Source organism: Promicromonospora soli (assembly GCF_014653785.1).
Classification (GTDB): domain Bacteria; phylum Actinomycetota; class Actinomycetes; order Actinomycetales; family Cellulomonadaceae; genus Promicromonospora; species Promicromonospora soli.
This window is the reverse complement of sequence record NZ_BNAS01000005.1, coordinates 366864-385131: the sequence shown is the minus strand read 5'-3', so window position 1 is coordinate 385131 and position 18268 is coordinate 366864. Positions and strand designations below refer to the sequence as shown.

18 protein-coding genes are annotated in these 18268 nt (G+C 70.0%); 15 read left to right on the top strand and 3 right to left on the bottom strand.

Going from position 1 to position 18268, the window contains the following annotated elements; all coding sequences use genetic code 11:
* Positions 1-30 precede the first annotated feature (30 nt).
* The gene (locus IE250_RS17885; protein WP_189670630.1) at positions 31-1308 is read right to left on the bottom strand and encodes an NRAMP family divalent metal transporter; all 1278 of its coding nucleotides are present in this window, start codon (positions 1306-1308) and stop codon (positions 31-33) included.
* A gap of 232 nt (positions 1309-1540) precedes the next feature.
* On the opposite strand from IE250_RS17885, the gene IE250_RS17880 reads away from it, so the two are divergent.
* The 8 genes from IE250_RS17880 to IE250_RS17845 all read left to right on the top strand — a co-directional run bounded on the left by IE250_RS17880 (position 1541) and on the right by IE250_RS17845 (position 8856).
* Positions 1541-2209 (top strand): GntR family transcriptional regulator, encoded by a 669-nt coding sequence (locus tag IE250_RS17880; RefSeq protein WP_189670629.1) that lies wholly within the window; start codon positions 1541-1543, stop codon positions 2207-2209.
* The gene (gene nadC, locus IE250_RS17875) at positions 2206-3135 is read left to right on the top strand and encodes a carboxylating nicotinate-nucleotide diphosphorylase (RefSeq protein ID WP_189670628.1); all 930 of its coding nucleotides are present in this window, start codon (positions 2206-2208) and stop codon (positions 3133-3135) included. The genes IE250_RS17880 and nadC overlap by 4 nt, the downstream gene beginning before the upstream one ends.
* A 76-nt stretch (positions 3136-3211) precedes the next feature.
* Positions 3212-4741: a lysine--tRNA ligase gene (lysS, locus tag IE250_RS17870; RefSeq protein WP_189670627.1), complete on the top strand. Its 1530-nt coding sequence runs from the start codon at positions 3212-3214 to the stop codon at positions 4739-4741.
* Positions 4742-4782: 41 nt separating this feature from the next.
* Positions 4783-4962 carry a hypothetical protein gene (locus IE250_RS17865; RefSeq protein WP_189670626.1) on the top strand — a complete coding sequence of 60 codons (180 nt, stop codon included), beginning with the start codon at positions 4783-4785 and terminating at the stop codon, positions 4960-4962.
* 175 nt (positions 4963-5137) lie between these two features.
* Complete coding sequence (locus IE250_RS17860) at positions 5138-5470, top strand: histone-like nucleoid-structuring protein Lsr2 (RefSeq protein WP_189670625.1); 333 nt, start codon at positions 5138-5140, stop codon at positions 5468-5470.
* A gap of 111 nt (positions 5471-5581) precedes the next feature.
* On the top strand, positions 5582-6667 hold the full coding sequence (locus IE250_RS17855) for a lactonase family protein (protein WP_189670624.1): 1086 nt from the start codon (positions 5582-5584) through the stop codon (positions 6665-6667).
* Positions 6667-8022, top strand: coding sequence for a D-inositol-3-phosphate glycosyltransferase (mshA, locus tag IE250_RS17850; RefSeq protein WP_189670623.1), 1356 nt, complete (start codon positions 6667-6669; stop codon positions 8020-8022). The genes IE250_RS17855 and mshA overlap by 1 nt, the downstream gene beginning before the upstream one ends.
* 93 nt (positions 8023-8115) lie before the next feature.
* On the top strand, positions 8116-8856 hold the full coding sequence (locus IE250_RS17845) for a phosphoglyceromutase (protein ID WP_189670622.1): 741 nt from the start codon (positions 8116-8118) through the stop codon (positions 8854-8856).
* A gap of 107 nt (positions 8857-8963) precedes the next feature.
* Here the strand turns inward: IE250_RS17845 and phoU are convergent, their stop codons facing one another.
* Positions 8964-9611: a phosphate signaling complex protein PhoU gene (gene phoU / locus IE250_RS17840; protein WP_189670621.1), complete on the bottom strand. Its 648-nt coding sequence runs from the start codon at positions 9609-9611 to the stop codon at positions 8964-8966.
* Between the two features lie 275 nt (positions 9612-9886).
* On the opposite strand from phoU, the gene IE250_RS17835 reads away from it, so the two are divergent.
* The 7 genes from IE250_RS17835 (at position 9887) to pstB (ending at position 17329) form a co-directional block, all read left to right on the top strand.
* Positions 9887-11149 (top strand): sensor histidine kinase, encoded by a 1263-nt coding sequence (locus IE250_RS17835; RefSeq protein ID WP_189670620.1) that lies wholly within the window; start codon positions 9887-9889, stop codon positions 11147-11149.
* On the top strand, positions 11146-11844 hold the full coding sequence (locus tag IE250_RS17830) for a response regulator transcription factor (protein ID WP_189670619.1): 699 nt from the start codon (positions 11146-11148) through the stop codon (positions 11842-11844). Before IE250_RS17835 ends, IE250_RS17830 begins: the two co-directional genes overlap by 4 nt.
* A 171-nt stretch (positions 11845-12015) precedes the next feature.
* A complete protein-coding gene (gene pstS, locus IE250_RS17825; RefSeq protein ID WP_189670618.1) occupies positions 12016-13107 on the top strand; it encodes a phosphate ABC transporter substrate-binding protein PstS in 1092 nt (363 codons plus the stop codon).
* Positions 13108-13297: 190 nt separating this feature from the next.
* Positions 13298-14401 (top strand): phosphate ABC transporter substrate-binding protein PstS, encoded by a 1104-nt coding sequence (locus IE250_RS17820; RefSeq protein ID WP_229872557.1) that lies wholly within the window; start codon positions 13298-13300, stop codon positions 14399-14401.
* Positions 14402-14558: 157 nt separating this feature from the next.
* Entirely contained in the window at positions 14559-15551 is a 993-nt protein-coding gene (gene pstC / locus IE250_RS17815; RefSeq protein WP_189670616.1) for a phosphate ABC transporter permease subunit PstC, read from the top strand.
* On the top strand, positions 15551-16501 hold the full coding sequence (gene pstA, locus IE250_RS17810) for a phosphate ABC transporter permease PstA (RefSeq protein ID WP_189670615.1): 951 nt from the start codon (positions 15551-15553) through the stop codon (positions 16499-16501). Before pstC ends, pstA begins: the two co-directional genes overlap by 1 nt.
* 48 nt (positions 16502-16549) lie before the next feature.
* Positions 16550-17329, top strand: a complete 780-nt coding sequence (gene pstB / locus IE250_RS17805) for a phosphate ABC transporter ATP-binding protein PstB (RefSeq protein WP_189670614.1) — start codon at positions 16550-16552, stop codon at positions 17327-17329.
* Between the two features lie 122 nt (positions 17330-17451).
* On the opposite strand, the gene IE250_RS17800 is transcribed toward pstB, so the two are convergent.
* A complete protein-coding gene (locus IE250_RS17800; RefSeq protein WP_189670613.1) occupies positions 17452-18000 on the bottom strand; it encodes a hypothetical protein in 549 nt (182 codons plus the stop codon).
* Positions 18001-18268: the final 268 nt, after the last annotated feature.

Here is an 18268-nt window from a genome sequence, read left to right as displayed (position 1 = left end):
CGTCTCTCCTTTCGTGTGCCGAGCCGGAGCTCAGGCGGCCAGCAGGTCGAAGATCGGGCCCACCGCGTTGACCGCCATATACCAGGTGACCACGGCGGCCAGTGTTCCGACCACCAGGAGCCACCGCGGGTACCGGAGGCCGCCCAGGAGCGAGCCGCGGAACCAGCCGATGTACATGAACAGGGTCAGGCCGATCGGCAGGATGAGGCCGTTCACGCCGCCCACGAAGACGAGCAGAGTGGCCGGTGCGGTGCCGATCGTCAGGTAGATCACGAGCGAGACCAGGATGAAGCCCACCGTCCACAGGTCGGCCGCGCGGCCCGTGATCCTCGCGGAGAACACCGGCAGGAACGAGACCGACGTGTAGGCGGCCCCGATGACGCTGGTGATCGCCGCGATCCAGAACACCGCGCCGAAGATGCGCAGGCCCGTCTCGCCGGCGGCCGCGGAGAACGCGTCGGCCGCCGGGTTGCCTGCCACGTCCAGCACGACGCCGGAGGCGACGACGCCGAGGATCGCCAGGAACAGGACGTACCGCATGATGCCGGTGACGAGGATGCCGTTGATCGCTGCCCGGTTCACCTCGGCGATGTGCTCGGGGCCCGCGGTGCCGGAGTCGAGCAGCTTGTGCGCGCCGGCGTACGTGATGTACCCGCCGACGGTGCCGCCCACGATGGTGGTGATGGTGGCGAAGTTGATGGTGTCGGGCAGCATGGTCTGCTTGAGCGCCTCGCCGACGGGCGGGCCGGACATGATCGCGACGATCACGGTGAGCACGATCATCACCAGGCCGGCCACGATGACCACCCGGTCGACGACTGCTCCGGCGCGCTTGGCGAGGAAGATGGCGATGGCGATGACGGCGCTGATCGCCCCGCCCAGCCGGGGGTCGAGGCCGAACAGGGCGTTCAGGCCCAGGCCCGCGCCGGCGGTGTTGCCGATGTTGAAGATGAGGCCGCCGAAGACGATGAGCACGGCCAGCACGTAGCCGCTGCCCGGCAGGGCGTCGTTGGCCAGCACGCTCGCGCGCTTGCCGGTCAGCGTGATCATGCGCCACACGTTCATCTGGACGGCCAGGTCCAGGAGGATCGAGGCGAGGATGCCGAACGCGAACGCGGCACCGAGCTGCTGCGTGAAGGTAGCGGTCTGGGTGATGAAGCCGGGCCCGATGGCGGAGGTCGCCATGAGGAAGAGGGCGCCCAGCAAGGAGCGGCGTCGCGCGGACGTGAAGACCTTGACCGCGTCGGGCGGGCTGCCCGGCGGCGCTTCGGCTGGCGTGGTCGCGGCCTCGTTGCTCGTGTCGGACATGGTGCCCTCCTGGTCGTTGTGGAGCCCGGATTGTTCAACAGTCAGGATCGTTCCAGTCGGATGTTTCACCCGCATTGCGGGACCTTGACGATCATGGCACGGCTCCAGTGCTGGGGCATAGCCTGAGATGCGAGATGTTTACCTGTGCACCCAGGAGCGATTGTTCAACGAAGGGCCACGATCGGGCCCGGCCACCAACGGCACCACCCCGGCCGGTCCGTAGACTGACCCGGTGAAGCCGGACCGCGCCGAACGCAGCGCAGACGCCATCCGCGAGCTCATCGTCACCGGACGGCTGACCCCCGGACAGCGGCTCTCGGAGCAGTCGGTGAGCGAGTCGCTCGACGTCTCGCGCAACACCCTGCGCGAGGCCTTCCGGATCCTGGTGCACGAGGGCCTCCTGGTCCGGCGGCCCAACGCCGGCGTCGCCGTGGCGACGCCGACCCTCGCCGACATCGTCGACATCTACCGGGTCCGGCGGCTCATCGAGGTGCCGGTCCTCGCCGCGGGCGACCCGGCACACCCGGGGGCCCGCGCGATGCGGGACGCAGTCGACGCCGCCCTCGCCGCCCGGCTGGGCGGCGACTGGCGCGACATCGCCGCCGCCAACATGCGGTTCCACTCGGGGATCGTGGCGCTCGCGGGCAGCCCTCGCCTCGACCGCGTGCACGCCAACCTCTCCGCCGAGCTACGCCTGTCGTTCGGCCTGCTGGGCGAGAACGGCGCGTTCTTCGACGGCTTCGTGGACCGCAACGCAGGCCTGCTGCGCCGCTTCCTGGCGGGCGACGCCGACGGCGCCGCGGCCGACCTGGACCGGTATCTCGAGGACTCGGAGCGGATGCTCCAGGCCATCGTCGACGACGCCGGCGCGGGTGACGCTGCGGATACGGTGAGCCAGTGAGCACCCTTCCCGTCTTCCCCAGCCCCTCCACGGTCACGCCAGGGCTCGACGCCTCGTGGGTCGCCCGGGCGGTCGAGATCGCCCTCGACGAGGACCTGGGCCCCGGCCCGGGCCGGGACGTGACCTCGCAGGCGACCATCCCCCCGTCGAGCACGGGGGTGGCAGAGCTCGTGGCGCGCGAGGACGGTGTCGTCGCGGGTCTCGTCGTGGTGCAGGAGGTGCTGGACCAGGTGGCCGCCCGCCTGGCCCTGGAGGCGCCGGCCGTCACCTTTCACGCGCAGGACGGCGACGAGGTGTCCGACGGCCAGGTCCTGGCGAGCCTGCGGGGCCGCACCCAGGTGCTGCTCGTGGCCGAGCGCACCCTGCTCAACCTGGCGAGCCGCGCGTCGGGCGTCGCTACCGCTACCCGCGCCTTCGCCCGTGAGCTCGCGGGCACGGGTGCGCAGGTGCTGGACACCCGCAAGACCACGCCGGGCCTGCGTGCCCTGCAGAAGTACGCCGTACGTGCGGGTGGCGGCACCAACAAGCGCATGGGCCTGTACGACGTCGCCATGGTCAAGGACAACCATGTGGTCGCCGCGGGATCGGTCGCCGCCGCGATCCGGGCCGTCCGCGAGACGTTCCCGGACGTGCAGGTCCAGGTCGAGGCCGACACCACGGCCCAGGCCCTGGAGGCGCTGGCCTCGGGCGCTGACTTCCTGCTGCTGGACAACATGGAGCCCGAGCTCCTCGCCGAGACCGTCGCCGCCGTCCGGGAGCGGGAGGGGCGCGACGGCGTCCCGGCGCACGTCGAGCTCGAGGCGACCGGCAACCTGACGCTCGAGAAGGCGCGCAAGGTCGCGGCCACTGGCGTGGACTTCCTGTCGGTGGGCGCGCTGACGCACAGTGCGCCGATCCTCGACCTGGCCCTGGACCTGCGCGCCTGACCCCTTTTGTCGTGGGGGTGAGCGCCGTCCGTCACACCGGGAAATTTGAGCTTGGCGCCCCGATAGAATCGCATCCGTGACGACCGAGAACTCCGGTGCCGAGAGTGCCGCGACCCCGCCGACCGACGACCTGCCCGAGCAGCTGCGGGTCCGGCGCGAGAAGCGTGAGCGCCTCCTGGCCAGCGGCACCGAGCCCTACCCGGTCACCGTCCCGGTCACGCACGCCGTCGCCGAGGTCCGCGCTACGTACGGCCACCTCGAGGCCGGCCAGGAGACGGACGACGTCGTGGGCGTCGCCGGCCGCGTGGTATTCATCCGGATCGGCGGCAAGCTGTGCTTCGTCACGCTGCAGGACGGCGAGGGCAACCGACTCCAGGGCATGCTGAGCCTGGCCGTGCTCGGCGAGGAGGCCCTTGCGGCCTTCAAGACCGACGTCGACCTGGGTGACCACGTGTTCCTGCACGGGCGCGTCGGCGCGTCGAGGCGCGGCGAGCTGAGCATCTTCGCCGACACGTGGCAGATGGCGGCCAAGTCGCTGCGCCCGCTCCCCGTGCTGCACAAGGACCTGTCCGAGGAGGCGCGCGTCCGCCAGCGCTACGTGGACCTCATCGCCCGCCCGGCCGCACGCGACATGGTGCGCCTGCGTGCCGGCGTGGTGCGTTCCCTGCGGGAGAACTTCCACCGCCGCAGCTTTCTCGAGGTCGAGACGCCGATGCTGCAGACCATTGCATCGGGGGCGTCCGCGCGGCCTTTCTCGACGCACATGAATGCCTACGACCTGGACCTCTTCCTGCGCATCGCGCCAGAGATCTTCCTGAAGAAGGCGGTCGTCGGCGGCGTCGAGAAGGTCTTCGAGATCAACCGGAACTTCCGTAACGAGGGCGCGGACTCGTCGCACTCGCCGGAGTTCGCCATGCTCGAGGCGTACGAGGCCTACGGGGATTACAACACCATCGGCGCTCTCACCCAGGATCTGGTGCAGACCGCGGCGCAGGACGTTCTCGGCACCACGCTCGTGACTCTTGCGGACGATTCCGAGTACGAGCTGGGCGGGGAATGGGCAAACCTGCGCATGTACGACTCGCTCTCCGAAAGCCTGGGCGAGGAGATCACCGCCGACACGTCGGTGGAGGAACTCGAGAAGATCGCCCACCGGCTCGATGTCGAGGTGGGCAACAAGAAGCTCCTGAATCACGGAAAGCTCGTCGAGACTCTTTGGGAACACCGGGTGGGCGACCACCTGACGGCGCCGACGTTCGTGCGAGACTTTCCGGTGGAGACGTCACCGCTCACCCGGGACCACCGCACGAAAAAGGGTCAGGTCGAGAAGTGGGACCTGTACATCCGCGGCTTCGAGCTGGCCACGGGCTATTCCGAGCTGGTCGACCCGGTGGTCCAGCGGCAGCGCTTCGAGGCGCAGGCCAGGATGGCCGCGGCGGGCGACGACGAGGCCATGCGGCTCGACGAGGATTTCCTGACCGCGATGGAATTCGCGATGCCCCCTTCGGGCGGAATGGGCATGGGCATCGACCGCCTGCTCATGGCGTTGACCGGCCAGGGCATCAGGGAGACCATACTTTTCCCGCTGGTGAAGCCGATCGCCTGAGAATTTCAAACCGCGCAGATGAGGCTTGTGAGGATTTTGTGATGGATATGACACTTGCGGTGCTCGCCGGGCTCACGCCCTCGGTGGGCGTCGGCCTGTTGTTCTGGTTTGCGATGCGTAAGATCCTCCGAGCCGACCGCCACGAGCGGGAGGCGCTCGAGCGAATGGATCGCGAAGCCATGGCGGCAGCGGAAAGCGCGGGGAATTCCGCTTCCCGGTGAAGCGCGCAGCCGAGGTTATCCGTGCGGACCTTCGGGATCAAATCCCCGCACTTCAACTCCGGCAGGGTGAAGTTTTGGTGAGCGGTGTCACTTACCCATTATTGACATGACAATATTGAGTGCGGCATGCTCGCGAACAACCCCGGAATTTGTGGCGCGGAAGGGAACTACCCGTATGGTTCAGAAGGTTCAGCTCGTTCTCGAAGATGACATGGACGGCGGTGCCGCCGACGAGACCGTGAACTTCGGGCTTGACGGCGTCTCCTACGAGATCGACCTCAATGCCGAGCACGCGGCCCAGCTGCGTGACGCGCTCGCTTCGTGGGTCGGCCACGCGCGCAAGGTGAAGTCGCCCGTTGCGCGCGGCACCGGCACCACGCGTCGGTCCCGTTCCGGGAGCGACACCGCCGCGGTCCGCGAGTGGGCCAAGGCCAACGGCTTCACCGTGAGCGACCGCGGTCGCATCTCGGCGGAGGTCCAGGAGGCTTACGCGAAGGCGAACGCCTGACGCCGTCGCAGTCACGACGGCAGATTGCGCCCCGGCGCCCTTCATCGAGGGGTGGCCGGGGCGTCGTGCATTCCGGCCGGAGCACCCAGCAAACGTCACTACGCTGGTCGCATGAATAACCCCACCGCCCTGTGGATCGGCACCTATCCGACGGCGGGAAACGAGCCGGGCACCGGTGAGGGCATCTGGCGTGTCGGCATCGAACCGGGTGGCAAGTTCACGGGCGGGGAGCTCGTCGTGCAGGCCGCCTCGCCGTCGTTCCTGGCCCTGGACCCGTCGGGGCGCACGCTCGTGGCGGTGACCGAGCGTGAGCCCGGCCGGCTCACGTCCTTCCGCGTGTCCGACGCCGGCACGCTCTCCCCCGCTTCGGCCGCGGCCTCGGGCGGTTCGGGCCCCTGCCACGTGGTGGCGACCGACACCGTGGCCTGGGTGGCGAACTACACCGACGGCGTGGCCGCCGTCGCGCCGCTGGCGGAGAACGGCGCGCTCCGTGCGCCGCGAACGTTCCCGCACGCGGGGTCCGGCCCGGTCCTGGATCGGCAGGAGGGGCCCCACGCCCACTTCGTGCACGTGTGGGGCGACCGGGTCCTCGTGTCCGACCTCGGCACGGACGAGCTGCGCAGCTACCCGCTCGACGGGTCCGGCCCGGCGGACGCCCCGGAGTCGCCGGGCGGCCAGATAGCCGCCGTCCTGCCGCCCGGTACGGGACCGCGCCACCTGGTCGAGCTGCCCGACGGCACGATCCTGGTCGTCGGCGAGCTCGACTGCCGCCTGCACGTCCTGGTGCCAGCGGGGCCAGGCCGCCTGGAGCACGTCGGCTCGGTGGCGATCACCGGCCGCACCATGCCCGACGGGGCCCCCGGGTACCCCTCGCACATCACCGCCACGGGCGACCTCGTGCACGTGGGCGTGCGCGGCCCGGACGTCCTCTCGGTGCTCCGTGTGCGGGCGGCGTCGGGCGAGGCGGACGGCCCAAACGACGTCGGGCACCTGACCATCGAGAACGTCGGCGACGTCGACCTCGGCCTGGGCGCGTGGCCGCGCCACCACGCGGTCCTTGCCGACGGCGAGCTCGTGGTCGTGGCCGCGCAGAACGCCGACGAGCTGGTGGCGATCCGGCTCGACCCGGCGACGGGCCAGGGCCAGATCACGGATCGACTGGAGCTGCCAGTGCCCGCGTGCGTCCTGGTGTCCTGATGCACATCAGCCTGCCGCCCGACTTCGCCGATCCGGACGGGTCCCGTCCGCTCCGGATCGCGATGGTCTCTGTGCACACCTCGCCGCTCGAGCAGCCCGGCACGGGCGACGCGGGCGGCATGAACGTGTACGTGCTGGAGCTGTCCCGGGCGCTCGCCCGGCGGGGCGCGCAGGTGGAGATCTACACGCGGGCGACGTCGTCGGCCCAGCCCAAGGTGACCGACGCCGAGCCCGGCGTCCGCGTCATCCACGTGTCCGCGGGGCCGTACGAGGGGCTGGACAAGAACGACCTCCCGGGCCAGCTGTGCGCGTTCGCCGCGGGCGTGCTGCGCGCCGAGGCGCACCGCCCCGAGGGCTGGTACGACGTCCTGCACACGCACTACTGGCTGTCGGGCCAGGTGGGCTGGCTCGCGGCGGAGCGCTGGGACGTGCCGCTGGTGCACACGATGCACACCATGGCGCGCGTGAAGAACGCGTCCCTCGCGCCGGGGGACGCACCCGAGCCGCAGGGCCGGATCATCGGCGAGGAGCAGGTGGTCGCCGAGGCCGACGCGCTGGTCGCGAACACCGAGCAGGAGGCCGCCGACCTGGCACGCGACTACCAGGCCGACCCGGCTCGGGTGCACGTGGTGCAGCCCGGCGTGGACCTCGGCGTGTTCTCCCCGCTGCCCGACGCCACGGAGCGGGACCCGGCGGAACGAGACCAGGCTCTGCGGGACCCGGCGGCGCCGCACCGGCAGCTGGCCGAGCTGCGGAAGGGGCTCATGCTGCCGGCGGGCCGGAAGATCGTGCTCTTCGCGGGACGCGTGCAGCTGCTCAAGGGGCCCGACGTGCTGGTCCGGGCGCTGGGGGAGCCGATCTGGTCGGAAGGGGACGGTCAGCCGCCGCTGCTCGTGGTGCTGGGCGGCGCCTCCGGGCGGCCGACCGCCGTCCGCGAGCTGGAGGCGCTCGCCTACCAGGAAGGTGTCGCCGACCACGTGCTCGTGCGGCCCCCGGTGCCGCAGCGGACGCTGGCGCGCTACTTCCAGGCGGCCGATCTGGTGGCGGTGCCGTCGCACAGCGAGTCGTTCGGCCTGGTCGCGGCGGAAGCCCAGGCGTCGGGCACCCCGGTGGTCGCGGCAGCGGTCGGCGGTCTGTGCACGGTGGTCGAGGACGGCGTCTCCGGCGTCCTCGTGCCCGACCACGAGCCCGAGAGCTGGGCCCTGGTCCTCAAGAGCCTGCTGGACGACGACGAGTGGCGCGCGCGCCTGGCCGCGGGTGCGCGCGACTCGGCGACCAGATTCGGCTGGGACCGCGCGGCCGAGCAGATGCTCGAGGTCTACGAAGACGCCCGAAAGCACCACGCGACGAGGTAGTCACCAGCAACTTCGCCGAGCATGAACCTGATGCCTGTCCGGGGCTTGGGATCGGCATCATGTTCGGCCGGGAATGTGCGGCAGGATGGGGGCATGACCTACACCCTTGTGCTGCTCCGTCACGGCGAGAGCGAGTGGAACGCCAAGAACCTGTTCACCGGCTGGGTGGATGTACCTCTCTCCGAGAAGGGCGTCGAGGAGGCGAAGCGCGGCGGCGAGCTCCTCAAGGAGGCCGACGTCTCGCCCGACGTCGTGCACACCTCGCTCCTGCGCCGCGCGATCTCGACCGCGAACCTCGCGCTCGACGTCGCCGACCGCCACTGGATCCCTGTCAAGCGCAGCTGGCGGCTCAACGAGCGCCACTACGGCGCACTGCAGGGCAAGGACAAGAAGCAGACGCTTGCGGAGTTCGGCGAGGAGCAGTTCATGCTCTGGCGCCGCTCGTACGACGTGCCGCCGCCGGAGATCGAGCTGGGCTCCGAGTTCAGCCAGGACGCCGACCCGCGCTACGCCGACGCGCCCGTCATCCGCACGGAGGCCCTCAAGCTCGTGCTCGAGCGCGCCCTGCCGTACTGGGAGAGCGACATCGTGCCCGACCTCCAGGCCGGCAAGACGGTGCTCGTCGCCGCCCACGGCAACTCGCTGCGGGCCCTGGTGAAGCACCTCGACGGCGTGTCCGACGAGGCCATCGCCGGGCTGAACATCCCGACGGGCATCCCGCTGGTCTACGAGCTCGACGAAGAGACCCTGTCCCCGGTCAAGCCGGGCGGCACGTACCTGGACCCGGAAGCCGCCAAGGACGCGATCGCGGCCGTCGCGAACCAGGGTCGCTGACCAGGATTCGCCGAAGTAGAACTGTGGCGAGATAGAACTGGGGCGGAAGCACTGACAGTGCTTCCGCCCCAGTTCTATCTCGCCACAGTTCTACTTCGGCGGGCGGGTCACTCGTCCGGGAAGTCACCCGTGACCAGGAAGGTGACGCGGCGGGCTACCGAGACGCCGTGGTCGCCGAACCGCTCGTAGTAGCGGCCCACGAGGGTCACGTCGACGGCCTCCTGCACGGTGCCCTGCCACTCGGGCGCCAGGAGCACGTTGAACGTCTCCTGGTGCAGCTCGTCGAGCAGGTCGTCGTCGCGTTCGATGGCCTCGGCCACCGTGAGGTCGCGCGTGGCGAGCAGCTTCGTGGTGCGCTGCGCGACGCGAACTGCGGCGTCCTGCATCTTCGCGAAGGTGTCCCGCGCCTCGGGGACGATCGCCTGCGCGGGGTAGCGTCCGCGGGCCACCTGCGCCACGTGCCGGGCGAGGTCGCCCATGCGCTCCAGGGAGGAGCTCATCCGCAGCGCGCTCACGACTATCCGCAGGTCGGTCGCGACCGGGGCCTGCTGCGCCAGGAGGTGCACGCACCGCTCGTCGAGGGAGTTCTCGAGGGAGTCGATGGTCCTGTCGGAGGCGATCACCTCCTGCGCGAGCTGAAGGTCGGCCTCCAGCAGCGCCGTGCCGGCACGGGTGATGGCGGACTCGACGAGCCTGCTCATCTCGGTCAGGTCCTCTCCGACCTGCTGGAGCTCAGCTTCGAAGATCTGTCGCATCGGTTTCCTCTCGCACTTGGGGCGCGCGGACGGTTCGCGTCCGCTTGTCACGCCGCCGTCAGGCGAGCAGGGCCGACGCGCGGCCGGGCCGGCCGCCCCGGACACGTCCCGGAACGGCGCACGGCACAGCTACCGCCCGCACCCGCCAAGGTTCGACGTCGCGATGTACCGGGAGGTTAACGCTCTTCCTCCCTCACATGAACAGTAAGCGACGCGATCCTCCGACCGCCCGCCGACGTCAACCTGCGGTTGAAACGTCGACCTACCCTGGAGTCGTGGACGGAATCATCTCCGGGGTGCCGGTGCTGCTCGCCGGAATTCTCGGCGTGATCGTCGGCGTGGTCGCCACCTTGGCATTCCGCGTCTCCGAACGGCAGCAGCATGCCCTTCCCCAGGCCGAACCCGACGAGCTCGACGCGGGGCTCGTTCGTGTGCTCTCGGTACTGCGCTCCGCCGCCGTCGTGCTGGACGGCGAGGACGAGGTGATCCGCGCCTCCCCGCCGGCCTACGCCCTCGGCGTGGTCCGCAACGACGCGCTGGTGCACCCGGCGATCACGGACCTGGTGGCCCTGGTGCGGCGCGACGGCGTGATCCGCGAGCAGGAGCTGGAGCTGGCCCGCGGCCCGGTGGGCCAGGGCACAGTGCTGCTGCAGGTGCGGGTCGCACCGCTGGGCCTGGAGCGGGTGCTGGTGCTCGCGGAGGACCGCACGGAGGCGCGCCGCGTCGAGGCGATCCGCCGCGACTTCGTGGTCAACGTGTCGCACGAGCTCAAGACGCCCGTGGGCGCGCTGGCGCTGCTCGCCGAGACCGTGGCCGACGCCGCGGACGACCCGGTCGCCGTCCGCCGGTTCACCGAACGGATGCAGCGCGAGGCGGTCCGGCTGTCCGCCCTGGTGCAGGAGATCATCGAGCTGTCGCGCCTGCAGGGCGCCGGCGCGGTGCCGAAGCTCACACCCGTCCCGATCCGCGAGGTCGTGGAGGAGGCGGTCGACCGGGCACGCACCACAGCGCAGGCCAAGAACATCGCGATCACCATGGGCGGGGACCTGGACACCGAGGTCTACGGTGACCACAACCTCCTGGTGACCGCGGTCCGCAACCTGGTGGACAACGCCGTCGCCTACTCCGGGCCCGCCAGCCGCGTGGGCGTGGGAGTGAACGAGCGGGCGGGTCTCGTCGAGATCGCGGTGGTGGACCAGGGCGTCGGGATCGCGGAGGATGCGCAGGACCGCGTCTTCGAGCGCTTCTACCGGGTGGATCCCGCGCGCTCGCGCGACACGGGGGGTACCGGTCTCGGCCTGAGCATCGTCAAGCATGTGGCGGCCGATCACGGTGGCGACGTCACGATGTGGTCCGAGCCCGGCCGGGGCTCGACCTTCACCCTGCGGATCCCGTCCGCGGACCGGCCCGACGGCGCGACCCGCGCCGGCCGGACCGCCCCACCGCCGCAGGCGGATGTGGCCCGTGAGGGAGACGAGCAGGGCCAGCACAAGGCCACAGACCATGAGGCCACGAAGAACGAGGAGGTAGGTGCGTGACGCGCATCCTGGTGGTAGAGGACGAAGAGTCGTACCGGGATCCGCTGACGTACCAGCTGACCCGCGAGGGTTTCGAGGTGGTCGAGGCCGCCGACGGCATCTCGGCGCTCGCTGCGTACGACGCGGAGGGGGCGGACCTGGTGCTGCTCGACCTGATGCTGCCCGGGCTGTCGGGCACGGAGGTGTGCCGGGAGCTGCGGGCGCGCGGCGACGTGCCGGTCATCATGCTGACCGCCAAGGACTCCGAGATCGACAAGGTGGTGGGCCTGGAGCTCGGTGCAGACGACTACGTGACCAAGCCGTACTCGTACCGGGAGCTGCTCGCCCGCGTCCGGGCCGTCCTGCGCCGCCGTCAGCCCAGCGACTCGGCGGAGCACGACGAGGACGGCGTGCTCGAGGTGGGGCCGGTCCGGATGGACGTCGAACGGCACACCGTGGCCGTCTCCGGTCAGAGCGTGGCGCTCCCGCTCAAGGAGTTCGACCTGCTCGAGCTCCTGATGCGGAACGCCGGCCGGGTGCTGACGCGCGGCCAGCTCATCGACCGGGTCTGGGGCGCCGACTACGTGGGCGACACCAAGACGCTCGACGTCCACGTGAAGCGCATCCGCTCGAAGATCGAGCCGGACCCGGGTTCGCCCAGGTACCTCCTGACGGTGCGTGGCCTGGGCTACAAGCTGGCCGACGACGAGGGGTGACCTGCGGAGGTGCGGCCATCGGGTGTCGCACCTCACGTGGGTGATCGCGACTCTGGTCACCTTCCGTTCACCTGGTGTTTGCTCGCGGGACGGCACCCGTGAGTAGTTTCGCGAACCGTGAGTACCCCCAGATGCGCACGTCTCCTCTCTGTCGCCACCGCAGGCGCCCTTGTGTTGCCTTTCGCGGGCTGCGCCGCGGCTGACCTGCCGGGCTTCGGGCCGGGCGACCAACCCAGCACCGAACCGCAGCTCGCCGTCGTCGGTGAGTTCCACGGTGCGGGCGCCTCGTCCCAGGAATCGGCGATGGAGGCCTGGATCAGCGGGTTCCAGGAGCAGCACCCGGACGCGGCGATCAGCTACGACCCAGTGGGCTCGGGCGACGGCCGCGAGGCCTTTCTCGCGGGCGACACGGCCTTCGGCGCTTCCGACGTCGCCCTGACCGACGACGAGATGGTGGCCTCCGGACCAGCCTGCGACGGCGGCAACGCCATCGACCTGCCGGTCTACATCAGCCCGATCGCTGTGGCCTTCAACCTCAAGGGTGTCGACCAGCTGAACCTGTCCTCGGCCCTGATCGCGCGGATCTTCACGGGCAAGATCACCCAGTGGAACGACCCGGCGATCGCCGCGGCCAACCCCGAGGCGAAGCTGCCCGCGCTGGCCATCACGCCGGTCCACCGCTCCGACGACTCGGGCACCACCGAGAACTTCACCGACTACCTGCACGCGACCGCGCCGAAGGAGTGGCCGTTCCCGCCGGACGGCCTCTGGCCGACGCCGGACGGGTTCGAGGCGGAGGGCACGAGCGGCGTGACCGACACGGTTCGCTCCACGCCCGGCGGCATCACCTACGCGGACGCCTCGCGAACCTCCGACCTCGGCAACGTCGCCATCAAGGTGGGCGAGGAGTATGTGCCCTTCAGCGCGGAGGCCGCGGCCGCGGTCGTCGACGTCTCGCCGCGGATCGAGAACCGCTACGAGCACGACCTCGCCTTCGTCATCGACCGGAAGATCGACAAGCCTTTCGCGTACCCGATGGTGCTCGTGTCCTACCTCATGGTGTGCTCGCGGTACGAGGACAAGGCAAAGGGGAACTTCGTCAAGGAGTTCGTCGAGTACGTCGCGTCCGCCGAAGGGCAGCAGCGAGCCGCCGGCGCGGCGGGCAGCGCCGCCATCTCGAGCGACCTGGAGGCGTGGATCATGGACGCCGCGGGGGCCATCTACCTGACCCGGGACCGCCCGGACGACCAGGCGGACGGGTAGCCCTGGAGCCTGCTGGGTGAAAAGCGCAAGGGCGTGCCAGGGTGGGCGTGTCGCGGATCACCCGCTCCAGGCGGGCTTGTTCACCCTCCGTTCACCTAGACCTGGTGAGTAGGTCACTCCGCCTCCCTAGCCTCCCGACTGACGCTGCGGCGCTTGCCGCGCGTACGACTTGAACAGGATGGAAAGACACGTGAAGATCAGCCGATTCCCCCGCGTTGGCTCCGCTGTCATGGTGGGCGCGCTCGCGCTGAGCCTCGCAGCCTGCGGGTCCGACCCCGGTGCAGCCGAGCCGGCCGGCGAGGGCTCCGAGTCCGCCGTTGACCTGTCCGGTGAGCTCAACGGCGGCGGCTCGTCCGCGCAGGAGTCCGCGATGGAGGCCTGGCGTGCCGGCTTCCAGAGCCAGTACCCGGACGTCACCGTGAACTACGACCCGGTCGGCTCCGGCGGCGGCCGCGAGAGCTTCATCTCCGGTGCCTTCCCGTTCGCGGGCTCGGACGCCGCGCTGGACGACGAGGAGCTGGCCGCCGCCGAGGCGCAGTGCGGCGAGGGCGGCGTCATCGAGTACCCCGCGTACATCTCCCCGGTGGCCGTCGCCTTCAACCTCGAGGGCGTCGACACCCTGAACATGACCCCGGAGACGATCGCCGGGATCTTCGCCGGCGAGATCACCGCCTGGGACGACGAGGCGATCGCCGCCGACAACCCGGATGCCGAGCTGCCCAGCACGGACATCACCGTCGTGCACCGGTCGGACGACTCGGGTACGACCGAGAACTTCCAGGAGTACCTGTACACGGTGGTCCCGGACGTGTGGACCTGGGAGCCCGAGGGCATCTGGCCCGTCGAGGGCCAGGAGTCCGCGCAGGGCACCTCCGGCGTCGTCAGCGCCGCGCAGGCCGGCGAGGGCACCATCACCTACGCCGACGCGTCGCAGATCGGTGAGCTGGGCACGGTGGCCGTGGGTGTCGGCGACGAGTTCGTGCCGTACAGCCCTGAGGCGGCCGCTGCCGTCGTCGAGGGTTCGCCGCGCGTCGAGGGCACGAGCGACCACGTCTTCGTGTACGACCTCAAGCGCGACATCGCGGGCACCTACCCGGTCGTCCTGGTCTCGTACCAGCTCGCCTGCGCCACGTACGAGGACGCGGCCATCGCCGACCTGGTCAAGGGCTTCTACAGCTACATCCTGAGCGACGAGGGCCAGGCCGCTGCCGCGGACTCGGCGGGCTCCGCCCCGCTCTCGGCCGACCTGCGTGACCAGTTCCTGCCGTCGGTCGAGGCCATCACGGCCGGCTGAGCCAGCCGTTGAGCAGTACCTGGCAGTACACCGGACCGGTGGCCGGGCCGCGCGAGCATCAAAGGCGCTCGTGGCCCGGCCACCGGTACGGCTGTGCCAGGCTTGACCTCACAGCCACGCTTGACCTCACACAGACACGACGAGCCGAGGAACATCTGTGACGACCACTGACAGCCCGCCCGCTCCCGTGGCGCCGGTCCGGCGCCGACGGTCGAGCGGCGACACCGAGCGGGGCTTCAGCCGGACCTTCCGCTGGATCACGACAGGTGCCGGCGCTCTGATCCTCGCGACCCTGGCTGCTGTCGCCCTGTTCCTGATCATGCGGGCGTGGCCCGCCATGACGGCGAGCGAAGCCGAGCTCGCCGCGGCCGTCCCGCGGTACCCCGACGACACGTCGTTCATCGCGTATGTGGGACCGCTCGTCTTCGGAACGCTACTGGCGGCCGTGCTGGCCCTGCTCCTTGCCACTCCGGTCGCGATGGGGATCGCCCTGTTCATCTCGCACTACGCTCCCCGCCGGCTCGCGCAGATCCTGGGCTACCTCGTGGACCTGCTCGCGGCGATCCCCTCGGTCGTCTACGGCCTCTGGGGTGTCGCGGTCCTGGCGCCGATGCTCTCCCCGGTGTGGCTCTGGCTGAACGAGTGGTTCGGCTGGTTCCCGCTCTTCGCCGGTGACGTCTCCCCGACGGCCCGCACCCTGGCGACCGTCGCCGTCGTCCTTGCCGTGATGATCCTGCCGATCATCACGGCGGTCTCGCGGGAGGTCTTCCTGCAGACCCCGAAGCTGCACGAGGAAGCGGCGCTCGCACTCGGCGCCACGCGGTGGGAGATGGTCCGCACCGCTGTGCTGCCGTTCGGCCGGTCCGGTGTGATCTCGGCGGCGATGCTGGGCCTTGGCCGCGCCCTCGGCGAGACCATGGCCGTGCTGATGATCCTGTCGCCCGGCTTCCTCTACTCGTTCAAGATCCTCCAGGCGGCGCAGCAGCAGACCATCGCCGCCTACATCGCCCTGGACTTCCCGGAGGCGAGCGGCCTGGCCGTCAACGCGCTGATCGCCACTGGCCTCGCGCTGTTCGTGATCACACTGGCGGTGAACATGGCCGCCCGGGCCATCGTCGCCCGCCGCAAGGAATTCTCGGGGGCCAACTGATGAGCGCCGACACGTCCACCATGGACGCCACCGAGCGCACCCGCGCGCTCCTGACCACGGCCGAGCCGCGCCGCAGGCGCACCGACCGCATCATGGCCGTGCTCATCTGGGGTGCGTTCCTGCTGGCGATGGTCCCCCTGGTCTCGCTCCTCTGGACTGTGCTGTTCACCGGAGCGGGCCGGATCAGCATCGACTTCCTGACGTTCTCGATGCGCGGCATCTTCGGTGGCGACCCGAGCGGTGGCATCTACCACGCGGTGACGGGAACGCTGATCATCACGGGCTGCGCCACGCTGATCTCCGTGCCGATCGGCATCCTCGTCGCCATCTACCTGGTCGAGTACGGGCGCGGCCCGCTGGCCCGGGCGGTGACGTTCTTCGTGGACGTCATGACGGGTATCCCGTCGATCGTGGCCGGCCTCTTCGCGGTCGCGCTGTTCACCATCTTCTTCGGGCCTGGTGCGCGGTTCGGCCTTATCGGCGCCGTCGCTCTGTCGGTGCTGATGATCCCCGTGGTGGTGCGGTCCTGCGAGGAGATGCTCAAGCTCGTGCCCAACGAGCTCCGTGAGGCGGCGTACGCGCTCGGCGTGCCCAAGTGGCTCACGATCGTCCGCATCGTGCTCCGCACCGCGGTCGCGGGCCTGACAACCAGCGTGCTGCTGGCCGTGGCGCGTGTCATCGGCGAGACGGCTCCGCTGCTCGTCGCGGTCGGCGTGACGGACTCGATCAACTTCGACCCGTCCGAGGGGCGCATGATGACACTGCCGGTGTTCATCTACCGGCAGTACAGCCAGGGTCTCGCGACGTGCCGTGAGGGCCAGGCGAACTGCGTGGCGGACATCGCCCTGCAGAACGCGTGGGGCGCTGCCCTGACGCTGATCGCGATCGTGATGCTGCTCAACATCGCCGGTCGACTCGTGAACCGCTGGTTCGCCCCCAAGACCCGCTGACCCGCCCACCTCAGCTCCCCCGAAGCCACAGCCCGAAGGAACAGACAGATGGCCCAGCGTATCGACGTCAAGGACGTCAACATCTACTACGGCGACTTCCGTGCTGTCGAGGGTGTCTCCATGACCGTCGACCCGAAGTCCGTGACGGCCTTCATCGGCCCTTCCGGGTGCGGCAAGTCGACCTTCCTGCGCACCCTCAACCGCATGCACGAGGTGATCCCCGGTGCCTACGTGGAGGGCAAGGTCGAGCTCGAAGGCGTCGACCTGTACGGGGAAGACGTCGACCCGGTGGCGGTGCGCCGGAACATCGGAATGGTGTTCCAGCGGCCGAACCCGTTCCCGACGATGTCCATCAGGGACAACGTGCTGGCGGGCGTCAAGCTGAACAACCGCAAGATCTCCAAGTCCGACGCCGAGGACCTGGTCGAGGCGTCGCTTCGTGGCGCCAACCTCTGGAACGAGGTCAAGGACCGCCTGGACCGGCCGGGCTCCGGCCTGTCGGGTGGCCAGCAGCAGCGCCTCTGCATCGCCCGCGCCATCGCGGTGAAGCCGCAGGTGGTGCTCATGGACGAGCCGTGCTCCGCCCTGGACCCGATCTCCACTCTGGCGATCGAGGACCTGATCCAGGAGCTCAAGAAGGACTACACGATCGTCATCGTCACGCACAACATGCAGCAGGCGGCGCGCGTGAGCGACAGGACTGCGTTCTTCAACATCGCGGGCACGGGCAAGCCGGGCCGCCTCATCGAGATGAACGACACGGCGACGATCTTCTCGTCGCCCGCCGAGAAGGCCACCGAGGACTACGTCTCGGGCCGCTTCGGGTGACGAGCCCCTCGCCGAAGTAGAACTGTGGCGAGAGAGAACTCTGGCGAGGTAGAACCGCAGCAGAAGCCGCTGGTTCTTACCTCGCCAGAGTTCTCTCTCGCCAGAGTTCTACTTCGGTGTGCTCACTCGGAGGGGGACGGGGACATCGAGGGCGACGGGGAGCCGGACGGCGACGGCGCGGCGGCCGGCAGGTGGTCCGCGTACTCCGGAAGCGTGCCGTCGAACACCGGGAGCTGGAACTCCGTGCTGTCGCTGCCCACCGACAGCGTCGCGTCGAGGTAATCCCCGGGCGCTGCACCCACGGCGTCGAGCTGGACGGACTCACCGGTCTCCGTGCCCAGGTAGACGGTTCCGCCCGCCGGGACGTCCACCGTGACAGGGGAGGCGCCAGGCGCCTCGAGCGTGAACGACGCGTCGTTGTCGCTCTCGTTGGCCAGCGCACCCAGGACGTTGCCGGGCTCGCCCTCGGCGGCCGAGACGACCATGAGGTTGATACCGCGCAGGTCCCTGTTCTCGTCGCCCAGGACGGAGACGCCGACGCCGTCGGACGGATCGTAGGTCAGCGTCGTCGTGGTCGGGGCACAGGCCGCCAGGAGGAGGGCCCCCGCAGCGGATACCGCCGCGACGGCGATGGTGCGGGCGCCTCGGGCGGCGGTGGCGCGACGGGACACGGTGAACTCCCTGATGTTCGTCTGGTTCGGGCGGGGTCGGATCCCCGCCACATCTTAGTGGTCCCGGGGGTGTGCCCGCGCATCGCCACCGGAGGCGAATTGCCCGGTCAGGGCGTGGCAATGGTCACGTCCCTGGAACGATCCGATAGTGCGTGAAGTGCCGGCGCGTTCGGCGTGGCGCGCCATTTGCAACGCTCTGACCTGCGCAAACACTGTCGCGAACTGGGTTCAGGCAACGCCAAGGCTGCAAGTTCTCCAGATCACGGCG